The organism is Actinoplanes sp. NPDC051513 (assembly GCF_044454685.1).
Lineage (GTDB): Bacteria > Actinomycetota > Actinomycetes > Mycobacteriales > Micromonosporaceae > Actinoplanes.
In genome coordinates this window covers 103145-121171 of the sequence record NZ_JBITDW010000022.1, presented here as the reverse complement: position 1 = coordinate 121171, position 18027 = coordinate 103145, and the positions used below count along the sequence as shown (strand labels likewise).

Sequence of the window (18027 nt, the reverse complement as noted above, 5' to 3'; positions counted from 1 at the left end):
AGCCGTTCTGTAGCATGGCGGCCACGCGCTGGGGATCAAGGGGGAGCCATGCGCCGATCCGCCGACCTGATGCAGCTGCTGACCCGGGCCGAGCGGCTCATGGCGCAGCGGGTGTCGGTGGTGCTCTCCGGCCACGGCATCGGTCTCGACGCGTGGCGCGTGATCACGCTGCTCGCCGGCGGTTCCGGCGTTTCGATGTCGTCGTTGTCGGCCGATGCCTTCCTGCCGCCGCCAAGTCTCACCCGCCTGATCGACCAGCTCGTCGACGACAACCTGGTGTATCGGCGGGTGGACGATGTGGATCGGCGACGGATCCTGGCCTACCTGACGCCCCGCGGACGCCGGCTGCACGCCGGAATCTCTGCGGACCTGTCGGATCTGCCGGAGGATCCGCTTCTTTCGGAGCGTCTCGCATCCCTGATCGAGGGGCTCTCCGTGACCCGGGTCACCTTGTAGAGATCGATCGAGTACGGTCAGTGCATGGCCGAGCTCTACTCGCGACGGTCGTTCCTCGCCGGGGCGCTTACCGCGGGCATGCTGTCGACGTCCGCCGGATACTTCTTCACCCGGCGGGAAAAGATCCAGCTCACCCTCGCGACCGGCGCCGACCCCACCGGCGGCCGTCAGCTCCTGGTCAGCATGTGGAACCGGATGAATCCGACCGTCCAGATCCAGGTGCAAGAGGTCAACAGCTCCACCCAGGACCAGTTCCTCAAGTTCAACGAGACGCACGCCGACATCTTCAACCTCGACGTCATCCACATCCCGCGGTTCGTCGCCGAGCGCAAGATCGTCCCGATCGATCTCGAGAACGACATCTCGCTGCTCGCCCCGGTCCGCCAGGTGTGCCGGCGCGCCGGGACCGATCAGCTCTGGGCGGTGCCGTTCAACTCCGACGTCGGGATGCTGTTCCGCCGGGTCACCGACAAGCGCTCCGACCCGCCGCTCACGCTCAAGTCGGTGCTCGCCGCGTCGGCCACCGGCCCGGTCCGGTTCGCCGGCCAGCTCGACACGGTCGGCAGCCAGACCGACGAGGCGTTCGTGTGCAACGTGCTCGAGCAGGCGCTCGCGCAAGACGAGGCGATCCTCGACGAGGGCGGCACCCTCTCGTACGGCTTGGGGCAGTGGCGCGACGCGCTGGCCCCGCTCGCCGACGCGATCCGCCGCAAGCGGGTGGTCGCCGCGGCCGGCGAGGACGACACGACCCGCGCGTTCCAGCGCGACAACCTGCGGTACATGCGCAGCTGGCCGGTCCGTTACCTGCCGCTCGACCGCGCCGAGCGGGTCAGGCCCGACACCGCCGAGATCCGCATCAGCCGCCTGCCGATCGGCATCCTGGGCGGCCAGAGCCTCGCGGTGGCGGCCGACAGCGACCACCGCGACGAGGCGATCCGGGCGATCCACTTCCTGACCGACAACCCCGCGCAGAAACTGCTCACCTCGTTCGGCTTCGCCCCCACGGGCGTGGACGCGTACATCGACGCCGATCTCCAAGAGGCGCTGCCCCACCTGAGCCTGATCCGCAACGCGGTCGAGGGCTCCCGTCCACGCCCGCCGCACGCCAACTACGCCGAGTTCGCCCGCCGCTTCGCCGACCACACGAGGCGCTACCTGCACGACGGCGAGGAGCTGACCCAGCAGTTCATCACCGACATCCGAGGGGTGTTGCGATGAGCGACTCCGGCATCCAGGCCTGGCAGCTCTCCCTGATCGTGACGCTGCTGATCGTCGCGGTCGAGCCGCTGGTGCACCTGCTCCTGAGCCGCCGCCCCAACCTGGTGGTGAGCCGCTGGTTCCGCACCACGGCCCTGGCCCTCCTGGTGATCCTCACCGTCGTGGTGGCGGTGGCGGCCTTGGGGCCCGATCTGGCCGACAAGCTCTCCAGTGTGGCGGCCGGGGTGGTCGCGCTGGTCGCCTTCGTGCTGGCCCTGCGCTCCTACCAGTCCCAGTCCCTACCGCCGTCGGGCACCGGCGCCCCCGAGGAGCCCACTCCCCCGCCGTCGGTCGAGCCCTCACCCGCACCACCAGCCGCCGGGCCGGCCGCCAGCCCGCCGGCAGTCAGCCCTGGGCCGCCGACCGCACTATCGCCCGGGCCGGCAGGGGGCCCGCCGACCGCACTATCGCCCGGGCCGGCAGGGGGCGGGCCGGCAGGGGGCGGGCCGGCAGGGGGCGGGCCGGACGTGCCGCCCCTGACGCGGGCGTCCAACGGGAGGGCGACGAACGACCGCCAGCCGTTCCTGCCACTGCTGATCCGCCGCCTTCTGGCCGGCCGCAAAACCCCGCGGCGGTAGCCTCCTGGCGATGTTGTTTAGCGCGAGCTAAAGCCTGGTACGTGCCTCCGGAACGTCGTTGGACCATTCGCGTCACCAGGCAGGTTCGACCCATGGTCTCAGGCGGTCCTGCTCGTCGCGGGGAACAAGGCCGGCAACTGGTCCGCGTGGTACAAGGAGACAATTCCGCTCGCGGAGATCGCGTATGAGGATTGGCTGGCGGCCGAGCGCAAACGGAGAGAGCGGCTATGACCGAGTTCTACGAGTGGGAAGAGGTCCGAGCCGAGCTGCACGACGGGGACGACGAGGCGGCCGCGGCCGAGCGGGATCGTACCGAGGCTTGGGTCAGCGCGTTCCACCTCGCCGAGGAGCGTAGGCGGCTGGGGCTCACCCAGCGGCAGGTCGCCGGCCTGATGGGGGTCACGCCGGGCCGCGTGAGCCAGATCGAGAACGGCGACCTCGACGTCAACGAGGTGGCGACGCTCAGTCGCTACGCCCGGGCGCTGGGCGCGCGAATGCGGATCATCTTCGACTACGGGAACGACCTGCGGCAGATCGCCTGATCGTAAGGGGAGCCCGAGGGTGCGATCATCCGTCAGAATCTGAGGCTATGGGTGATTTGCGGGTGGTGGTGTGTGGGGGAGGGGCGGCCTCGGGTGTCGTCTCGCTCGTCGTCGAGGCAGCCAAGCGTGGGTGGGCCGTCGACGTGACGGCCACGCAGAACGCGCTCGACTTCATCGATGTCGCCGACGTGGCGCGGGCCTGCGGGCGTCCCGTGCGCACGACGTACAAGTTCGCGCCCGACGGCCGGCGGATCTCGCCGCCGGCGGATGCGCTGATCGTGGCGCCGGCGACGTTCAACACGGTCAACAAGCTCGCGGCGGGAATCGCGGACACATACGCGCTCAGTTCGGTGGCCGAGGTGATCGGCCGCGGCGTGCCGACCGTTGTCGTGCCGGCGGTCAATTCGGCGCTCGCCGCCCGGCGGCCGTTCCGCCGGGCGGTCGAGGATCTGCGATCGGAGGGCGTACGCGTCCTGTTCGGCCCCGACGACGACTGGGAGCCGCTCCCGCCCGGCCAGAACGACCCTCGCTGCTTCCCGTGGCTGCGGGCGTTGGACCTGGCTGAGGATTTGACATCAATCGATCGAAGCGTTCCGATGAGGTCATGACCAAGTGGCTCCTGGTGTTGATCTTGGCGGCGGGCGGAACGCCCGCGCACGGTAGTGACCCGCTGAAGGGAATGACCCTGGCCGAGAAGGTCGGCCAGATGATCGTCTCCTATGTGTACGGCGACAGCGCCACGGCGCCGAGCGCCGCCGACGCCGCCGCCAACCAGGCGATGTTCGGCGCCGACGTGACCACGGCCGCCCAGGCCGTCGCGAAGTATCACCTCGGCGGCGTCATCTACTTCACGTGGAGCCACAACCTCGGCAGTCCCACCCAGATCGCCGCCCTCTCCAACGGCCTCCAGCGCGCCGCGATGGCCGACACCGGCATCCCGCTGCAGATCAGCACCGACCAGGAAGGTGGCGTCGTCAACCGCATCGGCGCCCCGCTGGCGATCTCCCCGGGCAACATGGCGCTGGGCGCGACCTTCGACCCGCGCACCGCCGAGCGCGCCGCGAAGGTCAGCGGCGAGGAGCTCAAGGCGCTGGGCATCAACGTCGTCGACGCCCCGGTGGTCGACGTCAACACCAACCCCCTGAACAGCGCCGACGGCGTCCGCTCGTTCAGCGACCGCACTCACCACGTCACCAATTTCACGACAAAGGCCATAAAAGGGTACGAGAGCGCAAAGATCGGGACGCAGGCCAAGCACTTCCCAGGGCTGGGCGACACCACGGTCAACACGGACAACGGCGTAGCGGTCACCGACGAGTCTCGTCAGCAGATCCTCAGGACCCACATCCCGCCGTTCAGGGCAGCGATCCAAGCGGGCGCCGAGAGCATCATGGCCGCCCACATCATCGCCCCGGCGCTGGACCCCTCGAACAAGCCGGCGAGCCTCTCCAAGCCGATCATCACCGGCCTGCTGCGCAACACCCTCCACTTCAACGGCGTGGTGATCACCGACGCCCTGGAGGCGGCCGCCCTCGAGGACTACACCGACCAGCAGATCGTCCTCGACGCGGTGAACGCCGGCGTCGATCAGCTCCTCATGCCCCGCAACGTGCCGCTGGCTATCCAGACCCTCCTCGACGCGGTCGCCACCGGCGCCGTCACCGAGCACCGCATCGACCAATCGGTGCGCCGCATTCTCAAGACCAAGACCTATGACGCGTACGTCCCGGAGACGCCCACCGTAGGCACCCCCGCCCACCAGGCAGTGATGGCCGACGCCGCCGCCCGCTCGATCACGGTGCTCCGCAAGGCTGCCCTCCCGATCCAGCCCACCCAGAGCGTCCTGGTCACGGGTTGGGGCGTGTCCACCACCACCAACCTCGCCGCGGCCCTGGGGGCCACGCGCTTCTACACCGGCTCCCCGTCCGACGCCGTCATAGCCCAGGCCGTAGCAGCGGCCGGCCAACACGACGTCACGGTCGTCACCACCTACAACGCCTGGTCCGACCCCACCCAGCAACGCCTCGTCGCGGCCCTCCTGGCGACCGGGAAGCCCATCGTCGTCACCGCCGTCGGCGCGCCCTACGACCTCGCCTACTTCCCGACCGCCGAAACCTACGTGGCCGCCTACGGCTACCAGCCCGTCTCCACCACCGCCCTGGCCGCCGTCCTCCAGGGCAAGGCCCCCGCCACCGGCCGTCTCCCGGTCACGATCGAAGGCCTGTACCCCTACGGCAGCGGCCTGTCCGAAAGGCGCTAGGAACCGCCCCCGCCACCGGCCTAGCCTGGCCGGACATGGACCTGCTGGAACGCGCCGACGAGCTCGCGACCCTGACCAGGCTGCTGGCCGAGACGTCGGCGGGCGGCCGTGTCGCCGTGCTCAGCGGCGAGGCCGGCGCCGGCAAATCCACGCTCGCGGCCGCGTTCGCCGAGACCGCCGGCCCGCGTGCGCAGGTTCTCTGGGGCGCCTGCGACCCGCTGCTGACCCCACGCGCCCTCGGCCCACTGCACGACATCGCCCGCGCGCTGGGCGGCCGCCTTCGCGAGCGCATCGTGGACGGCCCCCGCGCCGAGGTCTTCGACCTGTTCCTCGAGGCGCTCGACCGCCCGCCGCAGACGGCCCGCCCAGTCGTCGTCCTGGAGGACCTCCACTGGGCCGACGAGGCGACGCTCGACATGGTCGCGTTCCTCGGCCGCCGTCTCGCGCTGTGCCGGGCGCTCCTGCTCGTGACGTACCGCGATGACGAGATCGGCCCCGACCACCGCTTGCGAAATGTCCTGGCCGGACTCCCGCCTGCCCTCTCGCGGCGGGTGACTCTCCCGCCGCTTTCCCGGGCGGCGGTCGCGGAGCTCGCGCAGCGTGCCGGTCGCGCCACCCCCGGCGTGTACGAGATGACCGGCGGCAATCCGTTGCTGGTGACCGAGGTTCTGGCCGCCGAGGCCGAGGGCATCCCGCCGACCGTCCGCGATCTGGTGCTCTCCCGGCTGGCCTCGCTCGGTGAGCCGGCCCGCGACGTGGCCGGCCTCGTCTCGGTGGTGCCCGCTCACGCCGAGTCCGACCTGCTGCGGGGTCGTGCGGGGGCAGTCGACGAATGCCTGGCCCGCGGTGTTCTCACCACGAGCGGCGACGGCGTCGCCTTCCGGCACGAGCTGTTGCGCCGGGCGGTCGAGGAGGCCCTTTCTCCCGTACGCCGAAAGGCCCTGCACGCCGAGGTTCTGGCCGCCCTGACGACGATGCCGGGAGTCGACCCCGCGCGCCTGGTGCACCATGCGCACCACGCCGGCGACGCCGAGGCCGTCCTCCGGTGGGCCCCGATCGCCGCCCGCCGTGCCGCCCAGCTCGGCGCCTACCGGCAGGCCGCCGCGCACTACTCGGCCGCCCTGTCGCTCGCCGCCGACCGCCCGGCCGACGAACGAGCCGAACTGCTCGAGGAGCACTCGCTGGCCGCCTACCACGCGGGCCTCGGCGTCGACGCGATCGAGGCCCGCCGGTCCGCGCTGCGCCTGCGCGAGGATCTCGGCGACCCACTGCGCGTCGGCGACGACCTGCGCTGGATGGCCCGGCTGAGCTGGTGGAACGGTCGCCCCGACGACGCCCGTGAGTACTGCTGGCGTGCGGTCGGCGTGCTCGAGGCCGCGCCGCCCGGCCCGGAGCTGGCCGCCGCGTACAGCCACGTGTCGCAGCTGTACATGCTGGCCAACGAGGAGTCGCCGGCGATCGAGTGGGGGCGCCGGGCACTCGAGCTGGCCCGCCGCGCCGGCGACCGGGACACCGAGGTCCACGCCATGGTCAACATCGCGTCGGCCCGGCTCCAGCGCGACGACCCGGCCGGCGTGACCGGCCTGCGGGAGGCGTTCGACCTGGCCGTCGCGGCGGGCCTCGACGACCACGCCGGGCGCGCCCTGGTCAACCTCGGCACGATCGCGGTCGACCGCTACGCCCTCGACCTCGCCGAGCAGACCTTCGAGCGGGTGCTGCCGTTCCTGACCGCCCGTGATCTCGACGGCTACGTGCGGCACGTGCTCGGCCACCGGGCGCGGGTCGGGCTGGCCCGCGGCGACTGGGCGACCGCGACCGACGACGTCGAGCAGGCGATGAGCGGCACCCCGGTGCCGGGCGCCTATCTCGTGCCGGCCCTGAGCGTGCGAGCGGTGCTGCGGGCGCGCCGCGGCGAGCCCGGCGCCCGCGAGGACGCCACGCTCGCCGCCGAGCGTGGCTACCGCGCCGACGAGATCCAGTTCGTCGGCCCGGCCGCGATCGCGCTGGCCGAGCTGTGCTGGCTGGAGGGCGACCTGGAGCGGGCGCGGGCCGAGGCGCGGCACGGACTGGCGGTGGCCGGACAGGCCGGGCATCCGTGGTTCCTCGGCGAGCTGGCGTTCTGGCTGTGGCGCGCCGGTGGCGAGGTTCCGCCGCCGGCGGCCTCGGCCTCGGCCGAGCCGTTCCGGCTGATGGTCGTGGGGGAGTGGCGGGCCGCGGCCGACGAGTGGGAGAAGCGCGGCTGCCCGTACCTGCGGGCCGAGGCGCTCTGCGCGGGCGATGCCGGCGCGACCGCCGAGGCGCTACGCATCTACGACCGGCTTGGTGCCGTGCGACCGGCCCGGCGGCTGCGCGGTGAACTGCGCGAGCGCGGGCTGCCGGTGCCGCGCGGCCCGCGCCCGGCCACGGCCGCCGATCCGACCGGGCTGACCGGCCGCCAACGGGAGGTGCTCGCGCTGATCGCCGAGGGACTGAGCAACGCCGACATCGCGGCCCGGCTCACGCTGTCGGCAAAGACGGTCGATCACCACGTGTCGGCGGTGCTCGGCAAGCTTGGCGTACGAAATAGGGGTCAAGCGGCGGCCGAGGCCCGCCGGAGAGGCCTAAGTTAGGGAGCTTTCCCCATGTGGGGACCGGTCATGATTCCTAGCGTCGTCGGCATGACCGAACTTGTACTCGACGGCCTGAAGGCCAAGCAGCAGAAGACCTGGGCCAGCGGCGACTACAGCGCCGTGGCCGCGCTCATCCAGCCGATCGCCGAGGAGCTCGCGCAGGCGGCCGACCTCTCGGCCGGCGCGACGGTGCTCGACATCGCGGCCGGCTCCGGCAACGCCTCGCTCGCGGCGGCCCGCTGCGGATGCCGGGTCACCTCCACCGATTACGTCACCGGCCTGCTCGACCGCGGCCGGGAGCGGGCCGGCGCCGAGCACCTGCCGATGGACTTCGACATCGCCGACGCCGAGAGCCTGCCGTATGCGGACGCCTCCTACGACGCCGTGATCTCGGTGGTCGGCGCGATGTTCGCCCCCGACCAGGAGAGAGTCGCGGCCGAGATGACCCGGGTCTGCCGGCCGGGCGGCACGATCGCCATGGCCAACTGGACCCCGGAGGGCTTCATCGGCCACATGTTCCGCACGGTGGGCCGCCGGGTTCCGCCGCCGCCCGGCATCCGCGGCCCGGTCGAATGGGGCAGCGAGCCGCGCATCCGCGAGCTGTTCGGCGACCGGGTCACCGACCTGCGGATCGTGCCGCGCACGTTCGTCTTCCGCTTCGCGTCGCCCGAGCATTTCGCCGACTACTTCCGCACCAACTACGGCCCGACGCTGAAGGCGTTCGAGGCGCTCGGCCCCGACGGTGGCAAGCCCCTCTACGACGACCTGGTCGCCCTGGCCGCCGAGCACAACGTCGCCACCGACGGCACCGCGAAGATCCCCTCCGCGTACGTGCAGGTGCTTGCTACTCGGCGCTAACCAGTCTCTTCCAATGGGGTGGTGGTGAGCCGGTTCGGCGTGGCGGCGCCGAACCGGCGGTGCACCGCCGTGCCCTCGAGAGCCGCCGTCACCGCGGCGACGCTGCCGGAGGCGAGCTTCTCGATCTCGGCGCGCATGACCGGGGTGGCAAGCTTCGCCAGCCCGTGCATCTCGATCTCGGTGCGGTAGGTCACCGCGGTCCCGTCGGCCGCCGGCCCGAGCGTGACCGTGTCGACGCAGGTGGCGCCCTCGCTGCGGCCGTGGAAGACGAGCCGCCCGGGCTCGGCCGCGATCAGCGTGTAGGTCAGCTCGGCGGTCACCCCGAACAGCTTGCGGACGTGCCGCCAATGCGCGCCGGGCGCGATCGGCCCGGCGCCGAGGCGGTGGGTCGCCAGGGCCGAGGGGTCCCATTCCTGGGCGTTCGCGAAGTCCCGCAGGTACGCCAGCACGGCGCCCGGGGCTGCGGTCACGGCGAACATGCGCTCCACGACGATCATCGGTCCCCCAGGGCGTCGGCGTGCTGTCCCAGCGTAATGGCAGCTTCTGATCAGTGCCCTGTGTTTCGCCCGTGCGGCCGACATGACTATCGATATCGATCGAAGCGTCTCACGAACCTCTTCTGCCACGGCGTCTCCACCGCGTGCGGGTGGTACTGCTCCCGCACGTATCCGACCGCCTCGGCGGCCGGCACGCCGTCCAGCACCGCGAGGCAGGCCAGCGCGGTTCCGGTGCGCCCACGGCCGCCGCCGCAGGCGATCTCGACCCGCTCACCCCCGGCGCGGCGCAGGCTTTCGACCAGGACCTCATTCAGGTACGCAGGGTCGGCCGGCAAACGGAAATCGGGCCACGGCACCCACCGCGTCTCCCAGCCGAACTCCGGAGGCTCAACGCCCAGGAGGTAGACCCCGAACGTCGGCGGGTGCCCGGACGGCATCGGGTCGCGCAGACCTCGCCCGCGCACCAGCCGCCCCGACGGCAACGCCAGCACCCCCGGCTCCCCGGTCCGCCAAAGCTGCTCGATCCGCACGCCACCATCCTGCTACAGTCCCGCCCATGTACAACCTCAGCGAGCGACGCCGGCGATCAGACGACCGCCGCTGAGTTGTGCCCTTCTCCCGGCGGGTCGATCCCGCCGGTGAGTCTGAGGTGACATGCCGGTCGACCCGTCTCCCGCGCGTACCGTCGATGGGTTTGCCGATGAATCTCGAAGCTCTGCTCGCCGACCGGCTCGCGGCGGCCTTCGCCGCCGTGGCCGGAAGCGCCGTGGACCCGCTGGTCCGGCAGTCGCAGCATGCCGATTTCCAATCGGGCGCCGCGCTCGCGCTCGCCCGGCGGCTCGGCCGCCCGTCGCGGGAGATAGCGATCGAGGTGGCTCACCAGGCCGACCTGGCCGGCCTGGCCGATGTCGAGGTGTCCGGCCCCGGCTTCATCAACCTCGATGTCGGCGACGCCGTGCTGGCTGCCGCGGTCGACGCGCTCGACGACCGGCTGGGCGTCCCGCCGGTCGCCGCCCCCGAGCGCATCGTGATCGACTACTCCGGCCCCAATGCCGCCAAGGAGATGCAGGTCGGGCACCTGCGGTCGACGATCATCGGGGACGCGCTGGCCAGGATCCTCGAGTGGCAGGGCCACGACGTGATCCGGGTCAACCACCTCGGCGACTGGGGCACCCAGTTCGGGATGCTGATCGAGCACATGGTCGAGCTGGGCAGCGAGGAGGCCGAGCACTCACTGGCCGGCCTGACCGACTTCTACCGTGCCGCGCGGGTGAAGTTCGATGGGGACGATGAGTCGCCTTCAGTCCGTTCAAGGGTGGTGGCGGGGCGGTCGGATGGGTTCCGCACCCGGGCGAGGCTGCGGGTGGTGGCCCTCCAGTCGGGCGACGAGCTGTCCCGGGCGCTGTGGCGGCGATTGATCGAGCAGACCGAGCTGACCTTCCTCGACACGTACGCCCGGCTCGGCGTGACCCTGACCGGCGACGACTTCGTCGGCGAGAGCTTCTACCAGGAGCAGCTGGCGTCCGTTGTGGAGGATCTCGCCGCGCAGGGGCTGCTGGTGGAGAGCGAGGGCGCGCTCTGCGTCTTCCCGCCCGGCTTCACCGGTCGCGACGGCGAGTCGCTGCCGCTGATCGTGCGCAAGAGCGACGGCGGTTTCGGGTACGCGGCGACCGACCTCGCCGCTCTGCGGCACCGGGTGCGCGCACTCGGCGCGGACCGGATCCTCTACGTGGTGGGCGCGCCGCAGCGGACCCACTTCCGGATGGTCTTCGCGGTGTGCCGGGCCGCGGGCTGGCTGCCCTCCACGGTGACCGCCGAGCACATCGAGTTCGGCTCGATCCTGGGCGCCGACGGCAAGATGTTCAAGACCCGGGCCGGGGACAACGTGCGGCTCGCCGACCTGCTCGACGAGGCCGACAGCCGGGCGACGGCCCCGCCCGTGGGCATCGGCGCGATCAAGTACGCGGATCTGTCCGGCGACCGGCGCTCCGACTACGTGTTCGACTGGGACCGGATGCTCGCGTCCACCGGCAACACCGGGCCGTACCTGCAGTACGCGTACGCGAGAATTCGCTCGATCTTCGCGCGCGGCGCCTTCGATCTCGGGCCGGTCGTGCTGACCGCGCCCGCCGAACGGAGGCTCGCCCTGGCCCTGCTGGGCTTCGAGCCCGCCGTGATGGCCGCCGCCGGCCTGCGGGAGCCGCACCGGCTCGCGTCCTATCTGCATGATCTCGCGGTCGCGTTCTCCGGCTTCTACGAGACGTGCCCGGTCCTGCGGTCGTCGGGCGAGACGCGGGCGAGCCGGCTCACGCTGGCCGACCGGACCGCCCGCACGCTGGCCCTCGGCCTGTCCCTGCTCGGAATCGATCTTCCCGATGTGATGTAGGAACCGAGATGGTGCCGTTCTTCAACGTCGATGCGTCGGCGGTTAGGGTGCGTTCAGGCGCGCCTCACCAGGCGCGTGTTCCCGTTCTGAAAGGTTCGTGATGACTCCTCCCGCCGGTGTATCGCGGCGCACGGTTATCGCCGCCTCCGCGGCCGCGGCCGCGGCGCCCCTCGCGTTCTCGGATGCCGCGCAGGCCCACGGCAAGGGCGGCGGCCACGCTCCGGCCCCGGAGACCTTCCACCTCACCGTGCTGGGTACCTCCGATACGCATGGAAACGTGTACAACTGGGACTACTACCGGGACGCCGAGTACGACGACAGCGCGCACAACGACGTCGGCGTGGCCAAGCTCGCCGCGCTGGTCAACAAGCTCCGCAAGGAGGCGACCGGGGCGACGCTGGTGCTCGACGCCGGCGACACCATCCAGGGGACGCCGCTGGCCACCTACTACGCCAAGCAGGAGCCGATCACCACGACCGGCGAGAAGCACCCGATGGCGCGCGCCATGAACGTCCTGCACTACGACGCGGTGACGCTGGGCAACCACGAGTTCAACTACGGGCTGCCGCTGCTGAACCTGTGGATCCGTCAGCTCGGCTTCCCGGCCCTCGCCGCGAACGCGGTCAGCGCCAAGACCGGGAGGCCGGCCTTCACCCCGTACGTGATCAAGAAGGTTTCGCTCGGAAAGCACGCACCCACGTTGCGCGTCGGCATTCTGGGGCTCACCAACCCGGGCGTCGCGATCTGGGACCGGGCCAACGTCGAGGGCAAGCTGGAATTCCTCGACATGGTGGCCACCGCGGCCAAGTGGGTGCCGGTCATGCGGCGCTGCGGCGCCGACATCGTGCTCATCTCGGCGCACGGCGGCGACTCGGGCACCTCGAGCTACGGCCCCGAGCTGCCGAACGAGAACCCGGCCGCGCTGATCGCCCAGAACGTGCCCGGCATCGATGCGATCCTGTTCGGCCACGCCCACCTGGAGATCCCGCAGCGGTTCGTGACCAACACGGCCACCGGTCAGCAGGTGCTCATGTCCGAGCCGTCGAAGTGGGGCCAGCGGCTCACCAAGATGGACTTCGACCTGGTCCGTGAGCACGGCAAGTGGAAGATCACCACCAAGGCCTCGACCACGCTGAACACCAACACGGTCGACGCCGACCCGGCGGTGCTCGCGGTGACCAGGGCCCAGCACGCCAAGACCGTCGCGTACGTCAACCAGATCGTCGCGCAGTCCACGGAGGAGCTGTCCGCGGCCACCTCGCGCTACGAGGACACCCCGATCCTCGACTACATCAACAAGGTGCAGACCGACACGGTCGTGGCGGCGCTGGCCGGTGGCGCGTACGGAAATTTGCCCGTTTTGTCGATCGCGGCGCCGTTCAGCCGCACCGCGGTGTTCCCGCAGGGCGACGTCAAGATCAAGGACGTAGCCGGGCTGTACATCTACGACAACACGCTCGAGGCGGTCGTGCTGACCGGCGCCGAGGTGAAGGCGTACCTGGAGTACTCGGCGAAGTACTTCGTGACGCTGGCCCCGGACGCCCCGGTCGACCCCAACACGATCAGCGACCCGAGCGTGCCCGACTACAACTACGACACGCTCTCCGGCGTCGACTACGACATCGACATCAGCAAGCCGGTCGGATCGCGGATCACCCGCCTCCAGATCGACGGCGCCGACGTCGACCCGGCGGCCCAGTTCGTGGTGGCGGTGAACAACTACCGGCGCTCGGGCGGCGGCAACTTCCCCGGCATCGTGAAGACGCAGGTCTACAACGAGCAGAAGGAGATCCGCCAGCTGCTCATCGACTGGGCCCAGGCGAAGGGCGCCATCAACCCGGCCGACTTCTTCGTCAAGAACTGGCAGCTCGTCCGCGCGGGCGTGCCGATTCAGTTCTGACGCACGGCTTTGACGGTGCCGTCGCCGTCCGCGAGGACGGTGACGGTGCCGCTCTTGCCGGTGCTCAGCGTGACGTCGCACGCGTACGCGTCGAGCCCGCCCGCCGCCTTCTGGTTCATGGCCGTGCAGTCGGCGGCGGTGATGCGAACGCCCTTCGCCGCCGGCGCGGACCTCAGCTCGCCCTCGATCGTCTTCTCCACGGCGCTCTGCCGGACGTTCAGCAGCACCCTCAACCCCACGTTCAGAGCGACCAGCGACAAGACCGACGTCACCAACAAGGTCACGCCGAAGGCGATCCAGTACGGATGCTGCCGCTGCCGCGCACGTTTGGCCTTGCCGGCGCGCCGAGCCGCGGGAATGACCCCGAACGGGCCGGTGAAGAACGTCCACGCCGCCACCGGACCCCACGACGGCGTCGGACGGGTCGCGGCGTGGATGAGCTCCGGGTGGGGAACCATCAGACCGCCGTACTGATAGGGCGGCGGTTGGGTCGGGTCGTACGGGAGCTGCGTGGTCATCGAGCGGGTGCCTTTCGGTTGCCGGACCCGCCCCATCGGCAGGCCCGGCCCCGACTTGAGACTCAGTCGCCGTCGTTCTGGCGTACCGGCACCTGCATCTCGGTGACCCACTTGTCGAACTCGCCCGGCGGGCAGTCGAGGTAGACCTCGCGCGCGAAGCCCGGCTCGACCGTGCGGTAGCCGTTGTCGTCGATCCACGTGGCGATCTTCTGGCCGGTGCGGAACGCCTCGGACATCGAGCCCTCGTGCAGCGCCGTCGCCGCCTGCTCGACCGCCGGCATGACCACCACGTCGAAGCCCGCGTCGTCGCCCACCTCGGCTTCGCCGATCGGGAACGCCGCGTGCACGGTGATCGTCTCGTCGCCCGGCCCGGTCGGCGCGGGCAGGTAGTACGCGATCGGCGCCGCGCACATCGCCACGCCGGCCTTCTCCATCAGCTCCATCAGCCGCGGATAGAGCGGCGTGAGGTTCTCGCCGATGGAGTTCGGGTCGTCGTAGCTGGTGGCGGTCGCGGACAGCTCCGCGACCCGCAGTGCCGGAATTTCCTTGAGGATGACGTCTCCGGTGTCCATGTGCCCCTCGATCTCGATCATCCGGAGACGCGCGTCGACCTGGGCCAGGCGTACGTTGTCCCGCTGCACCTGGGCCTCCAGCTCGGCCCGCCGCAGGCGCAGCATGCCGCGCAACTCACCGACGTCGACCTTCTCCTCGATCACCGCCTGCACATGCTGGAGGGAGAAGCCGAGGTCCTTGAGGGCGATGATCCGGTTGAGGCGTTTCAGCTGGGCGGCCGTGTAGTAGCGGTAGCCGCTGTGCGGGTCGACGTGGGCGGGGCGGAGCAGGCCGATGGCGTCGTAGTGGCGCAGCATGCGCACCGACACCCGGCCCAGGCCGGCGAAGTCTCCGATACTGAACATGGTCCTCGTACCTTCCGGCCTGACACAGTGTCAGAGTCAACCCCCGGTGACGCCGGTCGGGTCGGTGGCCGGCGTCGTGGCGGGCGTCGTGGGCGGGGTCGTCGGCGGCGTCGTGGTCGGCTCGGTCGTCGGGGGAGTGGTGGTCGGCTTCGCGGTCGGCGTGGTGCTGGCCGACGCGGATGCGCTCGCCGAGGCCGAGGTGGCCGGGGCCGAGGTGGCCTTGCCCGTCGCGTTCGGCCGGCCGCGGGCCGTGGTCGTGCTGACCGACGGCTGGGGCGTGGGCGCCCCCGTCTCGTCCTGCTGCTGGGTCTCGGAGGGCGACAGGTTGATCGTGTTGTCGCCGACCGGGCTGTTGTCGGGGCGGAGGATGATCGCCATGGTCAGGCCGATCGCCAGCACGGCCATCGAGACGATCGCCACCAGCAGCGCGGTCTGGCTGCGCGGCGTCCGGCGCGACGGCGGCGGCACCGCGAGCGGCAGGTCGCGGGGCGCCGGGACGGCACGGGTCGGCGGCGCCGGGCTGAGCGGGGCGACCATGGTCGTGCCGGTCATCCGCTTCCAGTCGAGCGGACCTGCTGCCTCGAACGCGGCCTCGGCGAACGCGGACGCCGTCTCGAACCGGTCGTCCGGCTGCTTGGCCATGGCCCGGGCGATGAGGTCGCGCACCGCCGGCGGCACGTGCGCGGGCAGCGGCTCGGGCTCGTCTTCCAAGTGGCGCAGCGCCACCTGGAGCGCGTTGTCGCCGTCGAACGGCGGGTGCCCGGCTATGCAGTGATACGCCACCGCGCCGAGCGCGTAGATGTCGGTGGCCGCCGTGACCTTGCCCTTGGCGACCTGCTCGGGAGCCATGTAGAGGGCGGTGCCGACGATCGCGTTGAGCTGTGTGACGCTGGTCACTGCGGCCGACCGGGCGACGCCGAAGTCGACCAGCACGACCGCGCCGGTCGGCTTCACGATCAGGTTGCCCGGCTTGACGTCGCGGTGCACCACGCCGACCTCGTGCGCGGCGTGCAACGCGTCGGCCGCCTGCGCCACGATCGACATGGTCTCGGTGACGTCCATCGGGCCCTGGCGCACCCGGGCGGAGAGCGGCTCGCCCTCCACATACGCCATCACGAGGTAGGCGACCCGATCGTCGCTGTCTTCCTCGGCGCCGGCGTAGTCGTACACCTCGACGACGCCGGGGTGGCGGAAGGACGCCATCATCCGGGCCTCGCCGTAGAAGCGCGCCGAGAACTCGGGATCGGCCAGCATCGCGGTCTTGAGGACCTTGACCGCGATCACCCGGCCCAGCACCACGTCGGTGCCGCGCCACACTTCGCCCATACCGCCCGTGGCGATGCGCTCGTCCAACCGATACCGGTTGCCCAGGAGGTTCCCCGCAGACAGCACCGCCGGACCTTATCTAATCGGGTGGCACCAGCCACGCAAGCGAACGTTGCTCAACTCTACAGACGCCCCGCCTCTAGCGGGGGGCCAGCGGTGGCACCTTACGGCCCGCCGCCGAGTCGGTGATGAGCTGGGCCAGACGACGCTCACGCGTGTCCGCGCGCTTGGCGCTCACGACCCAGTGGGTCGCGGCCCGCCGGTAGTACGGAGTCTGTGTCGAGAACCACTCCCAGGCCCGCTGATCTGCGCGGAAACGGACGGTTTGCTCGGCGTCGAAGCCGACTTCGGCCTGCTCGTACGAGTAAGCGGGCGCCTGGTCGATCTTGCGCTCCTCGAAGGCCTTGAGCCCGGCCGGGTGCATGAGGCCTTGCTCGGTGAGCTCTGCGATCTTGGCCACATTGATCGCGCTCCACACGCTGGCCCGGCGCCGCGGCGTGAACCGCACCCGGTAGCTCCGCTCGTCGATCCGGCCGGCGATGCTGTCGATCCAGCCGAAGCAGAGCGCCTGCGCGATCGCCTCGGGGTGGGAGACGCCGGTGCGCCCCGTCCCCTTCTTCCAGTACCCGACGAACAACTCGGGCGCGGAGTCATGATTCGCCTCGAACCACGCGCGCAGATCGGCGGCCGTATCGAAGAAGAGTGCGTCCACGGCCACAGGCTAAGGGCCGCCGGGCGGCGAAGGGCTCCGCCCGACGGCCGGTTCTGACCAGTCCGGTTCTGCCCAGTCCGGTTCTGCCCAGGTTCTGCCCAGTCCGGTTCTGCCCAGTTCAGCGGTCGCCGGTGATGACGACCGCGGTCTGCGCCAGTTCCTGCTCCTCCTGGGCCGCCTGGCTGGCCATGGCGCGCCGGGCGTAGGCCGCGGCGGCCCAGCCCACCGCGACGCCGGCCAGCCCGACCACGGCGACCAGGCCCCACGGGGTGCTCTGGCGCCGGCCCGCGAGGGCGTCGGCGGCCGCGGATGCCCGCCGCCAGGCCTCACCGGCGAAGTTCTGGCCCTTGTCACCGGCCGCGGAGGCCGCGTTGGTGGCCGTCTCACCGGCGGACGACCAGGCGGACGACAGGTACTCCCATGCTTGATCGGCGGTTCGCTCGGCTTTGCTGCTCGTCGAGAACATCGTCTGTTTTCTCCTCCTGCGCTCGCCGTACCCCGTTCACCTGCCCGTATGCGCCATGCTGCAAACGTGTCCGCTGTGGACGCCATCACGTTTCGGAAACGACTGGACGGCCCCCGGTAGTCTTGACGCGGTTCACACGGGTCACTCAGGTGGCTAACAGGTTCGGGGCCTAACCTTTCGGTCAGTTTCACCGAACCTTTCGGGGGTAGTCTCGACTCCCCCCGGCGCAAGACCGTGTGCGGCGTTGCACTACGCTGCGTCGCGGCCCGCGCACAGAGGAGCTGAACGCCCGGCGATCCGGGCGGGTGGAGGGATTGGCGTGACGCTGTCGATAATGACGTCGACGCTTGCCGACGGTGTGGTGGAGGTTTCGCCCAGCGGCGAGATCGACGTGGAGAACGCATACGAGATCCGGGAGGCCGTGGCGGCGCAGCTTGCCGAGAGCCATCCCACTCGTATCGAGCTCAACATGCAGAACGTGACCTTCATCGACTCCGTAGGCATAAGCGCGCTCGTTGCCGCCTTCCAGCTCGCCGGGGTCAGTGACGTCAAGCTGATCGTCACCCGGCCGAGCCGGTTCGCGCACCGCCAGCTGTGGGTCACCGGCCTGCTGGGCCTGTTCGGCAACCCACAGCCGCACGGCGAGGCCGAGCGCGAGCAGCCCACCGTGTCGGCCTGAGCGCCCCCCAGGGGCTTCACAGGGCCGGCTTCACAGGGCCGGCTTCACAGGGCCGGCTTCGGCTTC

18 protein-coding genes are annotated in these 18027 nt (G+C 70.9%); 11 read left to right on the top strand and 7 right to left on the bottom strand.

Going from position 1 to position 18027, the window contains the following annotated elements; all coding sequences use genetic code 11:
- The first annotated feature begins 48 nt into the window (after positions 1–48).
- From ACIA5D_RS40885 to ACIA5D_RS40850, 8 genes are all read left to right on the top strand, one after another.
- Positions 49–456 carry a MarR family winged helix-turn-helix transcriptional regulator gene (locus tag ACIA5D_RS40885; RefSeq protein ID WP_396035919.1) on the top strand — a complete coding sequence of 136 codons (408 nt, stop codon included), beginning with the start codon at positions 49–51 and terminating at the stop codon, positions 454–456.
- A 24-nt stretch (positions 457–480) separates the two neighbouring features.
- The gene (locus ACIA5D_RS40880; RefSeq protein WP_396035918.1) at positions 481–1674 is read left to right on the top strand and encodes an ABC transporter-binding protein; all 1194 of its coding nucleotides are present in this window, start codon (positions 481–483) and stop codon (positions 1672–1674) included.
- On the top strand, positions 1671–2291 hold the full coding sequence (locus ACIA5D_RS40875; protein WP_396035917.1) for a hypothetical protein: 621 nt from the start codon (positions 1671–1673) through the stop codon (positions 2289–2291). The genes ACIA5D_RS40880 and ACIA5D_RS40875 overlap by 4 nt, the downstream gene beginning before the upstream one ends.
- Positions 2292–2518: 227 nt before the next feature.
- Complete coding sequence (locus tag ACIA5D_RS40870; RefSeq protein ID WP_396035916.1) at positions 2519–2833, top strand: helix-turn-helix domain-containing protein; 315 nt, start codon at positions 2519–2521, stop codon at positions 2831–2833.
- Between the two features lie 47 nt (positions 2834–2880).
- Positions 2881–3441: a flavoprotein gene (locus tag ACIA5D_RS40865; protein ID WP_396035915.1), complete on the top strand. Its 561-nt coding sequence runs from the start codon at positions 2881–2883 to the stop codon at positions 3439–3441.
- Entirely contained in the window at positions 3438–5093 is a 1656-nt protein-coding gene (locus tag ACIA5D_RS40860) for a glycoside hydrolase family 3 protein (RefSeq protein ID WP_396035914.1), read from the top strand. Before ACIA5D_RS40865 ends, ACIA5D_RS40860 begins: the two co-directional genes overlap by 4 nt.
- A 35-nt stretch (positions 5094–5128) precedes the next feature.
- Positions 5129–7702 carry an ATP-binding protein gene (locus ACIA5D_RS40855; RefSeq protein ID WP_396035913.1) on the top strand — a complete coding sequence of 858 codons (2574 nt, stop codon included), beginning with the start codon at positions 5129–5131 and terminating at the stop codon, positions 7700–7702.
- A 48-nt stretch (positions 7703–7750) separates the two neighbouring features.
- Positions 7751–8560, top strand: coding sequence for a class I SAM-dependent methyltransferase (locus tag ACIA5D_RS40850; protein WP_396035912.1), 810 nt, complete (start codon positions 7751–7753; stop codon positions 8558–8560).
- Here the strand turns inward: ACIA5D_RS40850 and ACIA5D_RS40845 are convergent.
- Together ACIA5D_RS40845 and ACIA5D_RS40840 are read right to left on the bottom strand one after the other, a co-directional pair.
- Positions 8557–9057 carry an SRPBCC family protein gene (locus ACIA5D_RS40845; protein WP_396035911.1) on the bottom strand — a complete coding sequence of 167 codons (501 nt, stop codon included), beginning with the start codon at positions 9055–9057 and terminating at the stop codon, positions 8557–8559. The genes ACIA5D_RS40850 and ACIA5D_RS40845 overlap by 4 nt on opposite strands.
- Positions 9058–9143: 86 nt before the next feature.
- A complete protein-coding gene (locus tag ACIA5D_RS40840; protein ID WP_396035910.1) occupies positions 9144–9587 on the bottom strand; it encodes a protein phosphatase in 444 nt (147 codons plus the stop codon).
- A gap of 170 nt (positions 9588–9757) precedes the next feature.
- On the opposite strand from ACIA5D_RS40840, the gene argS reads away from it, so the two are divergent.
- On the top strand, positions 9758–11443 hold the full coding sequence (gene argS / locus ACIA5D_RS40835) for an arginine--tRNA ligase (protein WP_396035908.1): 1686 nt from the start codon (positions 9758–9760) through the stop codon (positions 11441–11443).
- A gap of 100 nt (positions 11444–11543) precedes the next feature.
- Complete coding sequence (locus ACIA5D_RS40830) at positions 11544–13343, top strand: bifunctional metallophosphatase/5'-nucleotidase (protein ID WP_396035906.1); 1800 nt, start codon at positions 11544–11546, stop codon at positions 13341–13343.
- Here ACIA5D_RS40830 and ACIA5D_RS40825 read toward each other — a convergent pair.
- The 5 genes from ACIA5D_RS40825 to ACIA5D_RS40805 form a co-directional block, all read right to left on the bottom strand.
- Positions 13334–13861: a hypothetical protein gene (locus ACIA5D_RS40825; RefSeq protein ID WP_396035904.1), complete on the bottom strand. Its 528-nt coding sequence runs from the start codon at positions 13859–13861 to the stop codon at positions 13334–13336. The genes ACIA5D_RS40830 and ACIA5D_RS40825 overlap by 10 nt on opposite strands.
- A 62-nt stretch (positions 13862–13923) precedes the next feature.
- Entirely contained in the window at positions 13924–14778 is an 855-nt protein-coding gene (locus ACIA5D_RS40820; protein ID WP_396035903.1) for a MerR family transcriptional regulator, read from the bottom strand.
- A 36-nt stretch (positions 14779–14814) separates the two neighbouring features.
- Complete coding sequence (locus ACIA5D_RS40815) at positions 14815–16170, bottom strand: serine/threonine-protein kinase (RefSeq protein WP_396035902.1); 1356 nt, start codon at positions 16168–16170, stop codon at positions 14815–14817.
- A 73-nt stretch (positions 16171–16243) separates the two neighbouring features.
- Positions 16244–16816 carry a YdeI family protein gene (locus tag ACIA5D_RS40810; RefSeq protein ID WP_396035901.1) on the bottom strand — a complete coding sequence of 191 codons (573 nt, stop codon included), beginning with the start codon at positions 16814–16816 and terminating at the stop codon, positions 16244–16246.
- Positions 16817–16934: 118 nt separating this feature from the next.
- Positions 16935–17282, bottom strand: a complete 348-nt coding sequence (locus tag ACIA5D_RS40805) for a hypothetical protein (RefSeq protein WP_396035900.1) — start codon at positions 17280–17282, stop codon at positions 16935–16937.
- A 319-nt stretch (positions 17283–17601) separates the two neighbouring features.
- Here ACIA5D_RS40805 and ACIA5D_RS40800 point away from each other — a divergent pair, with 319 nt between their 5' ends.
- The gene (locus ACIA5D_RS40800; RefSeq protein WP_396035899.1) at positions 17602–17961 is read left to right on the top strand and encodes an STAS domain-containing protein; all 360 of its coding nucleotides are present in this window, start codon (positions 17602–17604) and stop codon (positions 17959–17961) included.
- Positions 17962–18027: the final 66 nt, after the last annotated feature.